The organism is Deltaproteobacteria bacterium (genome assembly GCA_040223695.1).
Taxonomy (GTDB): Bacteria; Desulfobacterota_D; UBA1144; order Nemesobacterales; family UBA2774; genus JAVKFU01.
On the sequence record JAVKFU010000014.1, the window covers coordinates 62,636 to 78,359 of the forward strand.

The 15,724-nt window shown below is 48.9% G+C and carries 12 protein-coding genes and 1 tRNA gene; 4 read left to right on the plus strand and 9 right to left on the minus strand.

Annotated features, from left to right (window positions below; translation table 11 throughout):
- Positions 1–269 precede the first annotated feature (269 nt).
- Both RIG61_04090 and RIG61_04095 read left to right on the plus strand, forming a co-directional pair.
- Complete coding sequence (locus RIG61_04090) at positions 270–1,094, plus strand: acetoacetate decarboxylase family protein (GenBank protein ID MEQ9618339.1); 825 nt, start codon at positions 270–272, stop codon at positions 1,092–1,094.
- Positions 1,095–1,626: 532 nt separating this feature from the next.
- Entirely contained in the window at positions 1,627–3,186 is a 1,560-nt protein-coding gene (locus tag RIG61_04095) for a radical SAM protein (GenBank protein MEQ9618340.1), read from the plus strand.
- A gap of 131 nt (positions 3,187–3,317) precedes the next feature.
- Here RIG61_04095 and RIG61_04100 read toward each other — a convergent pair whose 3' ends face one another.
- Entirely contained in the window at positions 3,318–4,886 is a 1,569-nt protein-coding gene (locus tag RIG61_04100) for an aryl-sulfate sulfotransferase (protein ID MEQ9618341.1), read from the minus strand.
- A 445-nt stretch (positions 4,887–5,331) separates the two neighbouring features.
- On the opposite strand from RIG61_04100, the gene RIG61_04105 reads away from it, so the two are divergent.
- Together RIG61_04105 and RIG61_04110 are read left to right on the plus strand one after the other, a co-directional pair.
- Complete coding sequence (locus RIG61_04105; protein MEQ9618342.1) at positions 5,332–6,285, plus strand: NHL repeat-containing protein; 954 nt, start codon at positions 5,332–5,334, stop codon at positions 6,283–6,285.
- 72 nt (positions 6,286–6,357) lie between these two features.
- Complete coding sequence (locus RIG61_04110; GenBank protein MEQ9618343.1) at positions 6,358–7,248, plus strand: DMT family transporter; 891 nt, start codon at positions 6,358–6,360, stop codon at positions 7,246–7,248.
- Positions 7,249–7,303: 55 nt separating this feature from the next.
- Here RIG61_04110 and RIG61_04115 read toward each other — a convergent pair.
- From RIG61_04115 to RIG61_04150, 8 genes are all read right to left on the minus strand, one after another.
- Positions 7,304–7,380, minus strand: a tRNA-Ala gene (locus RIG61_04115).
- A 183-nt stretch (positions 7,381–7,563) separates the two neighbouring features.
- Positions 7,564–9,225, minus strand: coding sequence for a right-handed parallel beta-helix repeat-containing protein (locus RIG61_04120; protein ID MEQ9618344.1), 1,662 nt, complete (start codon positions 9,223–9,225; stop codon positions 7,564–7,566).
- A gap of 54 nt (positions 9,226–9,279) precedes the next feature.
- Positions 9,280–10,761, minus strand: a complete 1,482-nt coding sequence (locus RIG61_04125; GenBank protein ID MEQ9618345.1) for an AAA family ATPase — start codon at positions 10,759–10,761, stop codon at positions 9,280–9,282.
- 72 nt (positions 10,762–10,833) lie between these two features.
- Positions 10,834–12,381 (minus strand): 2-isopropylmalate synthase, encoded by a 1,548-nt coding sequence (locus RIG61_04130; GenBank protein MEQ9618346.1) that lies wholly within the window; start codon positions 12,379–12,381, stop codon positions 10,834–10,836.
- Between the two features lie 99 nt (positions 12,382–12,480).
- Complete coding sequence (locus RIG61_04135) at positions 12,481–13,239, minus strand: Nif3-like dinuclear metal center hexameric protein (protein MEQ9618347.1); 759 nt, start codon at positions 13,237–13,239, stop codon at positions 12,481–12,483.
- A gap of 579 nt (positions 13,240–13,818) precedes the next feature.
- Positions 13,819–14,079: a GlsB/YeaQ/YmgE family stress response membrane protein gene (locus RIG61_04140; protein MEQ9618348.1), complete on the minus strand. Its 261-nt coding sequence runs from the start codon at positions 14,077–14,079 to the stop codon at positions 13,819–13,821.
- A gap of 17 nt (positions 14,080–14,096) precedes the next feature.
- Positions 14,097–14,942, minus strand: a complete 846-nt coding sequence (locus RIG61_04145; GenBank protein ID MEQ9618349.1) for a class I SAM-dependent methyltransferase — start codon at positions 14,940–14,942, stop codon at positions 14,097–14,099.
- A 62-nt stretch (positions 14,943–15,004) separates the two neighbouring features.
- Positions 15,005–15,586 (minus strand): OsmC family protein, encoded by a 582-nt coding sequence (locus RIG61_04150; protein MEQ9618350.1) that lies wholly within the window; start codon positions 15,584–15,586, stop codon positions 15,005–15,007.
- Positions 15,587–15,724: the final 138 nt, after the last annotated feature.

The following is a 15,724-nucleotide window of genomic DNA, read 5'->3' on the forward strand; positions in this document are numbered from 1 at the left end:
AGAATAAATTGCGTAGCTGATTGACCTTTCTTCGGTTCAATAAAGGGGGATTTGGAGGATGGTCAAAAAAATTCCCTCTGTGGATTCTTCGGGCTATTAATTTAGAGCAGCTTCCCAGGCTTGGGCCTCTTTACAGGTGGCCCCCTTTTTGGTTCTACAAAGTTCACAGGCTCCGTTCGGGCAAAAAACCACTTGAATTAAACCGTTCGTTCGTATTAATATAATTAGGGGTTACTTTTTAGTTCCGACAAAACAAAAGGAGACAATATATGAGCAGAATAACAAAAGGACTTTTTATTGCTTTATTTTTTATATCGATGTCTGTTATCCCGTCAGGGGACATCTTCAAAGCCGCCGCGGAAGAAGGTTCCGACCTGCCGTCTCCCCAGCTTGTAACGGGCGCGTGGATGTTTATCGCAGCCTATAAAGCTGATCCCGAGACACTCAAAGCCTTGCTGCCCCCCGGACTGGAGCCAAACCCCGAAGGTCATATAGTAATCAACATGTACACTGTGCCCGAAGCGACACAGACCTCCGGCCTGGGAGCTTATACGCTTACGTATCTTACGGTAGAGCTTAAGGACCAGGACTCCTATATAATGGGTTCAGATACAACGATACCGGGCAGGTATTTCGTTCAATATTTCAACAGCTCCCCTGTGATGCGCGAATTTACGAAGAAGATAGGTATCCCGGTGGATGAGAACACCAACGTACTGACTACGACAGATGTGAAGGACGGTAAGTTAACGGCTACATTAACGGTCGACGGAAAACCCTTCATCGTATCCACGGCGGACGTAGGAAGCGAGCTGGGCAATTTCGGAGGCGGCCACCTTAACTACTTCGGATTGATCAAAACCGGGAAAGACGGAAATACAGTAAATCAGGTCGTGAAATATCCTATCCCCTGGAACGGCGGTACGGTTGAAATGAAAAACCCGAAGATAATTTTCAATGCGCCCGAAGGTCATCCGCTGAATAAAATAAAACCGCTAGCTCCCGAACCCGACTGGGCTATATGGACAAAGGGTAGCTTCGTTTACCCTCGGTATCAGGTAGTCAACGAGTGGACCGAAGACAACGAGGAATAATTTAAATCCTGTCCCCGCGGCCGCCTCACCAGCTGCGGGGAGTTTTTTTCAATCCTCAATAATCACCATATTGCCCTATTTAAAAAAGTCATTACCAGCTCCCCGGTCTGATAGGCTATATACTGTATGGTTCCGCCCTTTACGCCCCCTTGGGTTCAAATATATACCCATTCCGCGGCCCTTCGACGTCTCTGCCGAATTTCCTTCAGGATCATCTCATTCTCGAATACAAGCCTGATTCATTTTTATACAAACCTAACGGGAGGAATGTACATAAATAAAACAAGGCAACTTCAACGGAGTATCGAGACGGCTTCATGTGAATTCCTCTATGATTTCAATGTTAATTTAATTGCTTTATAGAGGCATTTAGTGTATGGTTTCTATAAATTTGCAGGATGTTATAGGATCAGAACTATCAATACAGCCCTTCTAGTCATTGCTAATATAAATATCCGGCCCTTACTTAATTTAACCCCTTTTGGAGTAATACAAGAGTTGAGCCGCTGACAATAATAGAACAAGGAAAAATATGCGAAAACTCAAAATCGGTATAATCGACTTTATTACCAAATCCCCTAATCATTCCCTCTGGGCTCGCGTCATGCACGCAAACTTCATGGGCATAATGCCACAGGTTGTGGCCAAGTGGTGCGAGGATGCGGGCCACGATGTCGATTATTTTATATATACCGGTCTTGAAGACCTTGCCAAAGACGCGCCGAAAGACGTAGATATGGTTTTCATAAACGCGTTCACTCAATCCGCCACACATGCTTATGCTCTCAGCTGTAAATACAGGAAGGAAGGCGTAATTACGGTACTCGGCGGTCCTCACGCACGATGTTATCCCGAGGACGCGGTTAAGTATTTCGACTATGTACTCGGCCTTACCGACGAAGAGCTTATCCTGGACGTGCTTAAGGATTGTTCGCAATACATGCACGAGGGGCTTCATCTCTCGGCCAAGAGTCAGCCTAAAAATCTTCCCGGCGTCCGGGAGCGCTGGAAGTACATATCCAAGGCACATGAAAAAACCACCTTCTTATTCAGAGTCGTGCCGATGATAGGCAGCCTCGGCTGCCCGTACACCTGCAGCTTCTGTATCGATGCGAGCGAGCCCTACCAGCCGCTGGATTTCGATATGCTGAAAGAAGACCTCAGGTTCGTGCTCACAAAGATTAAACGTCCCCTGGTGAGCTGGTATGACCCCAATTTCGGTGTGCGCTTCGATGATTACATGAACGCGATAGAAGAAGCGGTGCCGTTAAACAGCATTGACTTCATCGCGGAGAGCAGCCTTTCACTCCTTTCCGAGCCGCACTTGAAACGGCTCAACCAGAACAGTTTCCAGGCGCTGCTCCCGGGTATCGAGTCGTGGTTCGACATGGGCAACAAGTCGAAAACGGGCGCGAAGCAGGGCATGGAAAAGGTGAAGATCGTCTCGGAGCATATAAACTTGATATTGAGTTATATTCCCTACGTACAGACAAATTTCGTAGTCGGGCTCGACAGCGACAACGGAGCCGAGTCATTCGAGCTTACAAAAAAATTCGTGGATATGGCGCCTGCCGCTTTCCCCGCTTACCCGCTCATTACCGCGTTCGGGCGCGCGGCGCCGCTCAACCTTGAATATCAGAGTGAAGACAGGGTATTGCCGTTCCCGTTTCACTTCCTGAACAATAACCACGCCTCTAACGTAAAGCCGAAGAACTACTCCTGGCCCGAATTTTACGACCTCCTTATCGATCTCGCTCAGTATTCGTATTCGCTGCGCTCGATATACAACCGGTTCCGCGCTACAAGAACCAGGGTCCCGAGATGGATGAACGTCATGCGGGCTATATCGACCGAGGGGTCGGGCAGGATCAAGTTCTACCGGAAGATAAGGCAGTTCCTTCAGGAGGACACGAAATTCAGGGACTTCTTTGAAGGTGAGACAACGGAAATCCCGGATTTCTACGTGGATATGATCAAAAAAGACCTGGGTCCGCTCTGGGAATACCTCCCCGAGGGAGCTATCTACCACGACCAGAACGCCTACCTCAAATCGGAGATGGAAAAGAAGCAGAAAAAAGTCCAGACCGCGTGAAAAGTGAATTTATTCTTATTTGTCGCATGCAATACCGCTCAACTCTGCAAACCTCTATAACCCGAAACTCATTGAAATAACAGCTGAAAGATTACAACAATCAACCCCGCTACCTCCGCGTCGAGGAATAATTACGGGTAAAGGCTCGGCAGCCTCTCCGCCCTGTAAACAAAAGCGTTGGCCTCCACGTTAGGTACAAGGATCTCAAAGACCTGTTCCGGCGGAGTGTCGCGGGTAACCTCGACAATCCGCGCCGGCTGATTTCCCCCGAACGTTATCAGTACGTTACCCGTCTCGGGAAGGGAATCGGCGTCGCCAAGAAACCCCGCAAATAGAACCTCTTCGCTAAACCCTGTGGACTCCCAGACCAAATCGACCTCTTTTGAGAATTCGTCGATACTGTATTCGACCGCCCTGCTGAAGATGTTCCCCGGTATAATCGGATCAAAGGGGCTCGCCCTGTTGTTGCCGTTATCGAATAAAATAATATTCCCGCTCTCCGTAATCATCGGCGCGTGCTGATGATACTGGAAGAAAAATTCATCGCCCGACAAAGGGGTTAAAAGAAAATCACCGAACACGACCGGGTCCCAGTTATCGTGCGTGCCGAGAATCCAGATCAGCTCCCCGGTTTGTCTGCTGAATTTAATAACGGCGTCCTGATGACGAAGAGACACTATCAGTGAATCGTCTCTCGTATCATGTATTACACCGTTACCGTGCGACCAGTCCCTCGTCGGACCAGTTACGCCCTGTGTATTTTGAAAAAAACCGTCCCATATGCCCAGAAGCGAGCTGTAGCTCAGACGAAACGGATCGAGAATATCCAGAACCGGCCACTCATTCACCAGAGTACCATCCGGAGCGAACTCGACTATAACGTCCCCCACCACCTCAGCCCTTTCAACAGGAGCAAGCGGATCGGTGACGCTTGACGGATAATCATCGAACGTTCTCAGTTCCAGACTGAGCACCAGAAAATTGCCGGACTCCATTTCGAATATCTCGTGATGAAAAGCCGCCGCATCAACCGGGATGCTTCCTTCGTCACCCGCAACTGACCTCGCGGGATACCAGCTTCTTACGGTATTACCCAGCATATCTATTTCCAAAATGCGGGAAGTAGGGAGCAACAAAAGCAGATTGCCATTCGCCATTCGTCTTACGTCACGGTCAAAACTCTGAGGGGAAGGTATCCTGTAATACCACACAACCTCGCCAGGTTCATCAACGATTATCAAAAACCCGCCTGCTTCAAATAACGTCACACCCGGCTCCATCGTTTGAACATCGCTTGTAACACTAAAATCAGGAAAATCCTCGGGCAGCGGATCGGTCTCAACTTCAATCAAGTCTTCGTTCACTATTCCGCCATCTTCATCTAAAGCGCTGACTAAAACCGTATGTTTTTCCCCCGGTCGAAAACCGAGAACCGCAAGGGAGTGGTCGGTATTAAATTCTTCAAACACTATTTGCCAGTTGTCATCGCCATCGCTGACATCGAGTACGATCCTCGTGGGCACAAGTGTAGTTAATTCCAGAATTCCTGCCAGCGGCGCTCTTTCGTTGGGAGCCAGCCTGAATGTCAGCTCTTGAAAAGCCGGGTCTGAATTGTTACAACCGGAGATACTGAAAAAACCTATCGCAATTACTAAAGCAATCCATTTTATATCGGTAATAGAGCGAATATTTCCAATCATGCGATTTACCCCCTTTTATTACATAAGCGGCTTCAGGCACATTGTTATGCACATTACCTATGGCTTCCCTATTCAACCTATATCACAAGTAAAATTTGAAATCAACGAATTCGATAATATTCAAATAACCGCTCGCGGGATTGATCAGTGGGGAGTTGAAATGTACGGGTTGTGGCTCCGCGATAGGTTATGCGGTCAATAGTGCTGAAATTGAGAGGAATCGAACCCCTGAGCGGGGCTTTAATACTAACGCAGCGGCCACACAAAAAGACATGTATCTCGGAATTAAAGAACTACGCCACAAAGCTCAATTTATTGCAATAAACCGGGGACTGCATTCAGAATCAATACAGGCAAGGGTAGATGCGTTGACAACTAATTTCTTTTATTATATGTTGAGATTGTTAGAAAATTAAAATAACTGCATATATGAGGGGGGTAAAACATGAGAAGATTATTAAATAATTCATGGGCACTCGTCGGCATAGTTTCAATATTTATATTGGTTCTTTCAGCCTGCGATGACGATTCGAACAACGTAGGAAACGGCCCCGGACTCGTTGATCCCAGAGGTATTGCCGTTGAAGCTGACGGGAACCTCGTTGTTGCGGACCGCGGTATTCCGGCTGTCGTCCGGATCGACATAAATAACGGCAACCGCTCCATTTTGTCGGGCGTAGGCGTTGGGACAGGCGCAGAGCTGCTCGACCCGAGGGGTATAGATGTGCTCGAAGACGGCAGTATCGTGGTGGCGGATTCGGAAGCCAACACAATAGTAAGAATAGACCCAGTAACTGGTGACCGGACTGTCTTATCAGACGACGGAGTCGGGAGCGGCCCCCCGCTCATGGAGCCGAGGGACCTCGCCCTTGAAGCGGACGGCAATATTGTAGTAAAGGACCGGGGTCTTGAGACCATTTTAGGCGTGGACACAGACACCGGAGACCGCGTAATTATATCCGGTCAAGGTATGGGAGGCGGCCCTGAATTCATAACCCCGAGGGGAATCGCCGTACTGGCCGACGGAGATCTGGTTCTGGCTGACGTAGGTCTCGTGGCGATATTGCTTATCGACCGTATCACCGGAGACCACACAATTCTGTCTGACGCCGGGACAGGAACCGGCCCTCTGTTCGTAGCGCCCACTCAAATCGCGGTTGAGGATGACGGCAACCTTCTGGTGACAGATTCCGATCTCGCCGCCGTTTTCCGTGTGGAGCCTGAAACGGGAGACCGCACGATTCTGTCAGACGCCGATACCGGAAGCGGGCCCAGGTTCAGGCGCGCCGTCGGAGACCATTTGGACGCGGACGGCAATTTGGTCGTGACGGATAACGAAAGAGACGCTGTGATCCGGGTAAATTCCGTAACCGGGAACCGCACATTAATCTCAGAGTAGATATAAGGGAGCAAAAACAGGTCGCTTTTGCCGAATCTCATGATTCGTATTTACTAAAACATAGCCCACATAATGACCCTTAATTTTATCATCCTCCTTGTCATCTCCGCTTTCTGGGGTCTGGGTTATCTGTTCGTTAAAGTGGGCGAGAAGTCCGTCCCCCCTGTGACCGAGATGGTAGGCAGGTCGCTGATAGCCACGGTCGCCCTTGTAGTCCTGTGCCTGCTATTAAAAAAGGATTTACTGCGACCCGTCCGTAAATACAAGGCGTTCATGCTGTTTGGCGTTTTAGGCGTTGCAATCCCGTGGGTAGGGATCGCCTTTAGCGAGGAATATATCTCGTCCGGCCTTGCGGCAGCAATGGCGTCATCAATGCCGCTCTTTACGTTCCTGATCACCGCCCTTGTAACTAAAACGGAGCGTTTCACTATATACGGCATCGCCGGGCTTGCCGTAGCACTTATCGGGCTCATCCTGGTAATAGGTCTCGACAGGATTTTCGGTCATAGCTCCACCCTGCTGGGAGTGCTTATAATACTCGGGGCTTTCTTAAGCTACGCTACAAACGGTATCCTGGTGCCCGTATACGCAAAGGATGTAGACCCGTTTGTGACAACCACTTACGCAATAGGCTTCGGCGCTGTAATTCTGATAATACTCGCGTTTATACTGGAGAAGCCGACCATGACCGCGCTTAATACAGAGGCTCTATTGTCGCTCATAGGGCTAGGGGTTATAAGTACGGCGCTCGGGTTTTCAGGCTTCTATCTGCTGATCAAGAGGGCGGGGCCTTTCTTTACATCCCTTCTCGGCTATCTTGCGCCCGTTTTCGGAATAATAGCGGGGGTAGCCTTTTTGCATGAGGAAATAGACGGGCTTCAAATCGCGGGAATTATTCTAGTGCTGCTCGGCATCTTTCTTATAAACAAACCGAAATTCGATAGTCTCCGCAAGCCGGGTTAATCCGAGGGTGTGAATTACATTAACTGCTGATAAACCTTCTAATGTGCCTAATCATTGGTGGAGATGAGGGGAATCGAACCCCCGACCTCCGCGTTGCGAACGCGGCGCTCTCCCAGGCTGAGCTACATCCCCACTTTATAAACAATTAGAAACTTACCGGATTTACCGATACTTGTCTGCATGCTTTTTGCATTTTTGATTGAATTTTCAAATTATTCTAAAAAGATCCCTCGGCTGCATTGAAGAGGAATCCCAAATCATCTGGAAAACTTGACCGTCCGTTAGAAGATATAGCATGTCGGGTCAGGACTTACCTTATTTCGGTTCAACTTTCAGATTTGTCGGCGGACTTGGCGGACCAGGTTTTTCAGTAGGCGAAGGAGGAGTCGATCCCGGAGGTGCAGGGGAAATCAAACCCAGGCATATATTTAACATCCTCTGCTGCTCATCCGTCAAATCAGCGTTCGCTGGGTCTGTAAAAATCGAATTCCGCTCTTGTCGGGTTTTCTGCTTCCATACACTGAAGGTGTTATCTCCCTGTATACGGAATACGTCGTGACTGGTGTTCCAGTAAATATTATTATCGCCTTTGTAAGTATTTAGGAATAAATCCCCTCCACTATCGGCATAATACCATAATATCTCTTTCTTCCCGGACCCGAATATTATATTGTTATTTGCTGTCCAGTTCTTACTAAACAGGCTGACCACCTCACCGGTCTCCCAGTTATCCACAGGCCTGCCATTAGTGCCTCCGGGCCTTATCTGACCTCCCTGATTATGACCGAGGACACTATTTTCCAAAGTGATGTTCTCGGAGTTGGAGGCTAGAATACCTCCAAAGATAGTAGTATTACAAATAACACTGTTCCGGATTGTAATCGGGCCCTGGTTAGCCTCAACCCCCAAGCCGCCTTCCATATTGCCCAATGCAATAAGCCCGTCAAACACTATATTCTGACTGTCAAAGTCGAGCCAAAAGCCGCGAGCCTTGTTATCTATGGCTGTCAAATTCCTGTATTCAGCACCGTGTATCCTCAAATGCTTGGACCCTGCGACCGACCACCCTGTAAAGCCGCCTGCAAACCCGCGCCAGTTGTTATAGGATGTTTCGCTGTCTTCAAACAACAGATTTCTAGTCCGGAAAACCTCAGTACCCTTACCTCCGTTATGGTTTGCCTTAATCCTGCGAATCGTCACATCATCGCTGCTCTCGAAACGCAGTCCCCCCCACGTGTTCCACAGAAAATCGCAATCCTCAACCAGAACATTCTTAACTCCTCTAAAAATCACAGCCCACTTATCGGCCGGTGTGGTATCATGCTGGAATACTATTCCCCTGACGGTAAGATTCTTCAGTCTATCTATCACAAAAATCCCTTTCCTGACCCCTACTTCTACTTTACTTTGATTAGGATTGGAGGCCGTTTTGATATAAATCTTGTCGGCAGCCTCGTCTACATAAAAAGAGTTTTCCGAAAGCGCACCAAACAATGTAACCTGAGTCAATAACTCCCCGTCTACAAAAACCAACTCCCTGCGCCTGGCCACTTCCCCGGAGGACTCACCCAAAGAACCCGGAACACCCCAATTATTACTCCATGTGTGCGAATACAGATCAGGCTTTGTTTCCGATTGCCAGTTAGTAAAAACATCTGAGCCGGAAATAATAGCGCTGCCCGGAGGGGATGCTTGAAAAACTATCGGAGCATCTGTAGTACTGCCGCTCCTTGACCACCCAACAGCCTCTCTGTAAGTCCCGGCAGACAAAGTTATAGTTACAGGATTATTATTAGCATTATGAACCTTAGCCTTCTCAACCGCTTTGCCCACAGTCCTTAAAGGCAAGGAAACCGTACCCGGGTTAGAATCGTCGCCGGATACGGATACGTAGATATTTACAGCGTATGCGGTAGACCAGCTGAATAAAAGAACAAATACAAAAGCTAAAAGCATTACTTCCGATTTTCTTTTCATCATATTCTCTAATAGGGATTGTATGAGGTGAATACAGAACCTCCGCAATCCGAACTACCGTGATGCCTTGACCGCCCTGTTAGACGCCCAGCGCTCGAGCTTCGATATCTCCTCCCTCATAGTCGTGGAGAGGGGAACGATCGAAGAGGCCGCTATTATTAGCTCCCTGTCGTCGAGCTCCTTTTCCTTTGAGAACGATTCAAAGAGCGCGGAAATGACAGCCTGCTCTATCTCCGCTCCGCTCAGGCCTTCGGTGTTCTTGGCCAGTGAATCCAGGTCGAAGTTATCGGGCTCCTTGCCCCGGTTCTGAAGGTGTATCCTGAAGATCTCCCTCCTCTCCTTTTGTTTTGGAAGCGTGACGAAAAATATCTCGTCGAAACGTCCCTTACGCAGTATCTCGGGCGGCAGCAGGTCTATCTGGTTCGCCGTGGCCGTAACGAAAACCGGGTAGTTCTTTTCCTGCATCCATGTAAGGAAGTACCCGAATATCCTCGAAGTGGGGCTGTCGCCGGACTTCTCACCGCTCCTCGTTATACCGGCCTCTATCTCGTCTATCCAGAGTACGCACGGCGCGGCTGCCTCTACCGTTTTTATAGCCCTTCTAAACGCCTCTTCCGGGCTTCCGTACGTCTCGGAATAAACCTGATTCAGGTCGAGTCTCAAGAGCGGAAGGTTCCACGCCGTGGCGATCGCCTTTGCGCAAAGACTCTTGCCGCATCCGCTTATCCCCATCAGCAACACGCCCTTGGGTGTATCGAGCCCGTACTCCTTCGCCTGGCTGGAGAACGCAAGGTGCCTTGTATTGAGCCAGTCTTTTATATTCTCGAGTCCCCCTACTTTATCTATATCTACACGGCTCCTTACGAAATCGAGCGTTCCCGACTTTCTCACAAGCTGTGCCTTTTCCTCAAGGAGCGCGTCCACAGCGTCCCCGTCCAATGCGCCCCTTCCGACAAGAGTCCTCCTGAGCGCAAGCTCCATCTCAAGAGCGCCCAATCCCTGAAGGGCGTTTATGGCTGCCTCCCTGAATTCAGGCTCGACAGAATTCTGCACGCTCTCAGGCGTATATGATTTAATAACGAAATCGAAAATCTTGCCCGTCTCCTGACGGTCGGGCAGATCAATATCGATAACGGCGGCTTCCTTTTCAAGCTCTCCCGGAAGGGAAAACGAACTGGACAGGAGAAAAATTGTCCTGGAAGACTTTCTTAATTTCTGATAAGCGTCCTTCAGTTTCCTTACGAGCCTCGGATCATCCAGGAAATAACCAACGTCCTTGAAAATGTAAAAGCCCTTACCCTGATCGCTCATCACGCTATTTAGAGCGTCCATAAGGTTTTTCGTCCCGTTAACGCTCTGGCCGTCCATAGAGCCGTCGGCACACGACCAGACGGAGAAATTCCCGGATTCGCCGTAGAGGTTCTTCCCGATGGACCGGACTGTATTCTCAACCCGTTCCTCTTCCCAGGATACGAGATAAATGACGGGATACCCGGCCTTTACGAAGTTTTCTATCGTTTTAGTGGGGAAAGCCATATTTTCCTGTAATTATATAGCAGGTCCGGAACTTTAGATACAGGTATCGGGATTAAAGGGAATTTGTAGCGCTTACATCCCCTGCGAGATTACACGCTTGGGATGCTCCTTCCGCCAGCGGAGCTTGTTTAAGGCGTTTATATAAGCCTTTACGCTCGCAACCACAATATCTGTGTTGGCGCCCTGGCCCTGTGTGATTACCCCCTCGTCTTCTACCCTTACGGTAACCTCACCCTGGGCGTCGATCCCTTCGGTGATAGACGCGACTACGTAGTGTTCGAGAGCAGGCTTCAATCCGGTGGCTTTAGAAACGGCTTGATACGCCGCATCCACAGGGCCGTCCCCGCTTTCCGAAACCGTGACTTCCTTGCCGTCTATAAGGAGCTTGACGGTAGCAACCGGCTGCATGTCCGAGCCGCCCGAATAGTTAGCCGATATCAGCTTGTAAAAATCAGACGAGCGTACAAACTCCTCGCTTATCAGGGCTTCTATATCCTCATCGAATACGTATTTTTTCTTATCGGCCAGGTCTTTAAATTTCTTAAACGCGTTCTCGAATCCCACGTCGTCGAGAAAATATCCGTAATCCTCAAGGCGGTCCTTAAAGGCATGCCTCCCCGAGTGCTTTCCGAGAATAAGCTTGTTAGACGGAATACCCACTTCTTCGGGGTCCATTATCTCATAGGTGATTCTTTCCTTAAGCACGCCGTCCTGATGTATCCCCGCCTCATGAGCGAAGGCGTTTGCGCCGACTATCGCCTTGTTGGGCTGAACGTTCACTCCGGTTACCTGAGAGACAATCCTGCTCGTCGGATATAAGTGTTCGGTATTTATTCTTGTAACGTAGGGATTTTTGTCGTTCCTGACCTTGAGACCCATTACAATCTCTTCAAGCGAAGCGTTTCCGGCTCTCTCCCCAAGGCCGTTTATGGTGCACTCTACCTGCCGCGCCCCCTCTCTAATCGCCGCAATAGAGTTCGCTACCGCAAGCCCGAGGTCGTTATGGCAATGCACACTGAGCACAATATTATCGAGGCCTGAAACCTTTTCATTGAGTGTCCTTATTATATAGGCGAATTCCTCGGGCACAGTATATCCAACGGTGTCGGGGATATTAATCGTCGTAGCGCCTGCCCTTACGGCAATATCCACAGCTTTACACAGGTAATCGAGCTCTGTACGGGTTGCGTCCTCGCAGGAAAATTCGACGTTATCCGTGTACTGGCGGGCGTGTTTAACAGCGCCGCTTATGATTTCAAGAACTTCGTCCCTGGATTTTCTGAGCTTATGTTTTAAATGTATGTCGGAGGTAGCAATAAAGGTGTGAATCCTCGGGGATTCGGCATCTTTTACCGCTTCCCAACCCCTGTCTATATCGTTGTAATTAGCCCTGCAGAGACCCGCGATTTCACAACCGCGTATTTTCTCCGCGATAACCTTCACCGACTGGAAATCTCCCTCGGATGAAATGGGAAAGCCGGCTTCGATGACATCGACCCCCAGTTTCTCCAGCTGGTGCGCAACCCTGAGCTTCTCCTCTGCCGTCATTCCGCAGCCCGGAGCCTGCTCACCGTCCCTTAGAGTCGTATCGAATATCTTTACCATGTTATCGCTGCCCATCTCTTACGCCTCCTCAAATCTAAAATATTCTAAGACTTCGTATCAGTTTTGTCAATTTTGAAGGGGTATTGGAGGTGAAGTAAACATACCGGCGCGGGTTTACAAACCTGTCGGCAAATCTATGAAAACCGTTTCGACTTTGAGTCTCTTTCGAACTACCTCCGCAAGGGCTTTGAGACCGATAGTCTCAGTCGCGTGGTGTCCCGCGAATATAACGTTCATCCCGGCGTCCGCTGCCGTGTAATAGACCTCCACAGCGTCCCCGGTCAGGTACAGATCCACGCCCGCATCCATCGCTTCGTAGAACCCGCTGTAACTACCCCCTCCGCTGCATACGGCGATCGTCTTTATCTTTTCCCGCCCGAATGGTAGGACGGTGCAATTCGTGTTGAGGTCGGCGTTTAGCTTTTTTTCGATCTCACCGATCGATGCGGCCTTTTTCCTCTCGCCTATCCAGCCTATGTTCTTTCCGTGATAATGAAAAAACTCGCCTGTTATTTTTGCTCCCAGAAGCTTAAGAAGCTGCGCGTTGTGCCCTACTTCCCTGTGCCTGTCGAGAGGATTATGGCTGCAGTATAGCGACATGTCGTTCTCGAAGAGGACACCGATTCTCTTCCTTGTCCACCCCACAATCGATGGGTTACGAAACTCCCAGAACTGCCCGTGATGCACAACAAGCAAATCCGCATTCTCCGCGGCCGCTTTCTCGAACGATTCCACCCCGGCGTCCACCGCAAACGCTACCCTCTTCACCTCATCATTCCCCTCAAACTGAAGGCCGTTCCAGGAGGAATCCTTCACGTCATCGGTCTTAAGAAATTCATCAAGAAAGGCGACTACTTTGTCTAGTTTCGGCATAATTTAGCGCTCTATTCTCGTCATTGCTTGTTGCGGAGCAACCACAGCAGTCTCGTTAATATCTTGTCATTTTGAACAACAATTGCAAGCAAGCGGGCAATCGGGGCAACTCGACTAAATGCTAAGAAGCTATTTAGACCTGGTTTCTTAGTACAACAACTAAAACAGGAAAATCCATTATAACATTCTCGTGCTGCACCCTGAATCCGGCTTAGGGCGGGCTTATTTCAGATTTAGCCGAAATAAGATATTTTTAGCCATATTCTGTACAGTCGGATGATTTTTTCTTCTTTTCATCCCTGTTCTGAATTTATTTCAGGAAAGGAAAAGAAGAAGATAATATTGTTTTTGTAGCCATTTCTGCCACTGCTTTGAGCGAGCGTAAGAACCGATCGAATCCACAACGAAGCTACAATTAACTTCGGGTTCAATGCTGCCTAAACAAAACATGATCAGGGTGATGGGTGACAATAGCTGATCAATCAAAACCCCCCTCCGTCCTGAGCCTTTTTCATTCCCCTCCCCCTGCGAGGGGGAGGGTCAGGGTGGGGTATCGACTTTCCTTCATCGCTAGTCCCTCTATTCCTTTCCCTTTACCACCCGGTAAATAATCAGCAAGACTATGGAGCCTATTACAGCAAATACGAAGCTTTTAAGATCGAAACCCGGGCTGATTTCCTGCCCGGCGGAAAACATTTTCGCTATTAAACCGCCTACGAAAGCCCCGACTATGCCGATAATGATTGTGCCTATAAAACCGCCGGGATCCCTTCCAGGCATCAGAAATTTCGCCACAGCGCCTGCCACAAGACCGAATATTATCCAGGATATTATCTCCATCCATTTTTCTCCAGAAATTAATCTCTACGAGGTTTTTGTGTCTCGTCTTTCTTGGCTACGGCATATATCACATTCGTTCCTACTGCATTTATATTATTCTCGGTTAGCCACTTGATGTTAGCTTTCCTCACCCTTCGCGCCTCATCCTCGCTCAATTGATCTATCGTCCATCTTAAACCCGAGCCAAGTGCTATTATCCACCAATCCTCCGGATTTCGCAAGGACTGTTGCCCATCCTCCGAAGTGACTTCTATATATGACGCCCCTCCGTCTTCCATTAATTTCCGTACCGAATCCGTGTCCGTAATCCGGTCCCACGGGTTATAGGCTGTATATAGCTCCGGACGCTCTTTTTTGACCACCTGCTTCCAGTAATCGTATGCGGGGGCGAAAAATCCCGTCCCCCAGGTGGTAATCGCGAGCTTCCCTCCCGGTTTCACAATACGCCATAATTCCCCGATCTGCTTTTCCATGTCAGGGACGAAGAATATTCCGAATACGCAAATGACTGCGTCAAAGCTCCCGTCGGGAAACCCAGAACTCTCCATATCGGCGTTTAAGAAATTAATATTTGAAAGGTTCTTCTCACGAGCCTTGCTGCGGACAAGCTCAAGGAGGTTTTCCGCAAGATCTATTCCAGTGACTTTGCCATTAGCGCCTACGATCTCAGCCGCTGGTATAGCAGATGCCCCGGTCCCGCAAGCTACATCCAGAACCTCCGCGCCCCGAGCGAGTGACAGCCTCTCGACCGTTTTCCTTCCGTACCTGTTCCAAAACGCAAGCGGCAGGTCATCGAAGTGGTCGGCAGCCGAATTATAAGTATCCCTGGCCTTCATTTTCGCATCATTATTAATCTCTTTCATTTTTCCGCCTCATTTGTTTGATAGGAGGGGAGCGGTATACCACTACCCTGTGTATGCTTTCATTATTCTTCAAGATTTACGGTGACCGGTACCGGGTTTGCAACGACATCGAGCACGGGCGATGTTTTGCAAAGCCTTTCCAACAATTCAAGCTGTTCGGGAGATGCGTCTGTTTTTACTTTGAATGTAATCCTTATATCCTGAAACCCGTTCCTTACGTCATCGGCAAGCTCGAGGATACCCCTGAGGTCAATATCACCCTCTATTCTGGACTCGACCTCATCGAGCTTAATCCCGTTAGCGGCAGCCTTGTAAACCATCGTAATTGTCATGCAGGCCAGAAGTGCATTGAGAACATACTCCAAAGGATTAGCTCCCTTGTCTTCCCCGAGAAGCACTCTCGGCACATCATTATCCACCACAAAAGCCTCCTTCCTCGAAGTATCCTCCTGACACGCCCCGTAGAAATCCTTTACTGTCGTTCTGCTATGTGCGCCGCTGATCCACCTGTTAGTAGCGCGGTACTGAAACTTTGCTACCCCGGCGTTTTCCTTAATTACGCTGATTGTATCTCCGAGCTTTGTTACATTTACCCCGTTTAAAACAGTATCCTGTGTGTTATTCGCTGCTGTTTGCTGTGACATTTTTTTCTCCTTTCAGTTTTATTTCAGGGAATGGGGAGGGAGCCTTATTCTGTTTTGGCTCCCGGCCCCTTTAATCTTCCGTTAAATCCTGACGCCGAATACATACAGCGTACTCTCATCATTTCCCTTCTCCCCGGC

Bases quoted from the DNA above. Each gene is read 5' to 3' on its own strand.
- RIG61_04090 (MEQ9618339.1), top strand. From the start codon at position 270: ATGAGCAGAATAACAAAAGGACTTTTTATTGCTTTATTTTTTATATCG.
- RIG61_04095 (MEQ9618340.1), top strand. From the start codon at position 1,627: ATGCGAAAACTCAAAATCGGTATAATCGACTTTATTACCAAATCCCCT.
- RIG61_04100 (MEQ9618341.1), bottom strand. From the start codon at position 4,886: ATGATTGGAAATATTCGCTCTATTACCGATATAAAATGGATTGCTTTA.
- RIG61_04105 (MEQ9618342.1), top strand. From the start codon at position 5,332: ATGAGAAGATTATTAAATAATTCATGGGCACTCGTCGGCATAGTTTCA.
- RIG61_04110 (MEQ9618343.1), top strand. From the start codon at position 6,358: ATGACCCTTAATTTTATCATCCTCCTTGTCATCTCCGCTTTCTGGGGT.
- RIG61_04120 (MEQ9618344.1), bottom strand. From the start codon at position 9,225: ATGAAAAGAAAATCGGAAGTAATGCTTTTAGCTTTTGTATTTGTTCTT.
- RIG61_04125 (MEQ9618345.1), bottom strand. From the start codon at position 10,761: ATGGCTTTCCCCACTAAAACGATAGAAAACTTCGTAAAGGCCGGGTAT.
- RIG61_04130 (MEQ9618346.1), bottom strand. From the start codon at position 12,381: ATGGGCAGCGATAACATGGTAAAGATATTCGATACGACTCTAAGGGAC.
- RIG61_04135 (MEQ9618347.1), bottom strand. From the start codon at position 13,239: ATGCCGAAACTAGACAAAGTAGTCGCCTTTCTTGATGAATTTCTTAAG.
- RIG61_04140 (MEQ9618348.1), bottom strand. From the start codon at position 14,079: ATGGAGATAATATCCTGGATAATATTCGGTCTTGTGGCAGGCGCTGTG.
- RIG61_04145 (MEQ9618349.1), bottom strand. From the start codon at position 14,942: ATGAAAGAGATTAATAATGATGCGAAAATGAAGGCCAGGGATACTTAT.
- RIG61_04150 (MEQ9618350.1), bottom strand. From the start codon at position 15,586: ATGTCACAGCAAACAGCAGCGAATAACACACAGGATACTGTTTTAAAC.